This is a genomic window from Algibacter sp. L4_22 (genome assembly GCF_023473045.1).
In the GTDB taxonomy this organism is placed as follows: Bacteria; Bacteroidota; Bacteroidia; order Flavobacteriales; family Flavobacteriaceae; genus Algibacter.
Genome location: NZ_JAMCOK010000094.1, coordinates 1 through 564 on the forward strand (window position 1 = coordinate 1; position 564 = coordinate 564).

General features: G+C 46.1%; 1 protein-coding gene. It reads left to right on the forward strand.

Going from position 1 to position 564, the window contains the following annotated elements; genetic code table 11:
• Positions 1-43: 43 nt before the first annotated feature.
• Positions 44-564: Ty1/Copia family ribonuclease HI (locus M4I23_RS20105; RefSeq protein WP_249755558.1), on the forward strand; the 521-nt coding region annotated here is incomplete at its 3' end.

Sequence of the window (564 nt, forward strand, 5' to 3'; positions counted from 1 at the left end):
TTCTAAGACTCAGTGCCCCAAAAACGCTGATGAGAAAATTCGCATGAGTACAATTCCGTATGCCTCGGCTATCGGATCTATCATGTATGCCATGATATGTACTAGACCGGATGTGGCTTATGCTTTGAGTATGACCAGCCGATACCAATCGAACCCCGGTGAGAGTCACTGGAGGTCGGTCAAGAATATCTTGAAGTACCTGAAGCGTACTAAAGATTACTTCTTGGTCTATGGAGGTGAAGAGGAGCTAAGTGTAAGGGGTTACACGGATGCTAGTTTCCAGACTGATAGAGATGACTTTAAATCTCAGTCCGGATATGTCTTCACACTGTTTGGAGGAGCTGTGAGCTGGAAAAGCTTCAAACAGAAGACTGTTGCCGACTCTACAACTGAGGCCGAGTACCTGGCTGCTGCAGAAGCAACCAAGGAAGCTCTTTGGATTCGGAAGTTCATTACTGAACTTAGGGTGGTACCTGATGCTGACAAAGCTTTGGATCTCTATTGTGACAATAGTGGAGCCATCGCTCAAGCGAAGCATCCCAAGTCCACCAAGAATTTAAGCAA